This window comes from Salinicola salarius (assembly GCF_002179555.1).
GTDB classification, from domain to species: domain Bacteria; phylum Pseudomonadota; class Gammaproteobacteria; order Pseudomonadales; family Halomonadaceae; genus Salinicola; species Salinicola salarius_A.
Genome location: NZ_NHOU01000163.1, coordinates 1 through 331, shown reverse-complemented (window position 1 = coordinate 331; position 331 = coordinate 1). Strand labels below are relative to the sequence as shown.

The 331-nt window shown below is 58.0% G+C and carries 1 protein-coding gene; it reads left to right on the top strand.

Annotated features, from left to right (window positions below; genetic code table 11):
* Positions 1 to 66: 66 nt before the first annotated feature.
* A partial coding sequence (locus tag CCD76_RS19615; protein ID WP_143543370.1) for a transposase occupies positions 67 to 331 on the top strand: 265 nt, incomplete at its 3' end.

The window sequence follows — 331 nt, the reverse complement described above, 5'->3', positions numbered from 1 at the left end:
TGAAGTGGTCCCCGAAATTCGGACCAGGCGCTAAGCTCTGATCAGACCGACCAGGAGAGCCTGATCATGAGCAGGAAACGCCGGCAGTACAGCAGTGATTTCAAGGCCAAGGTGGCCCTCGCCGCCCTCAAAGGCGACCAGACCACGTCAGAGATCGCTGCCCGCTTCGAGATTCATCCGACCATGGTGAGCCAGTGGAAGCGCGAGTTGCTGGACAACGCCACTGGAGTCTTTGAGGGCAAGGGTGACGGCAAGGCGGCCCAGAAGACCCAAGAAGAAATCGATACGCTCTACCGTGAAATCGGCAAGCTGACGGTGGAACGCGATTTTT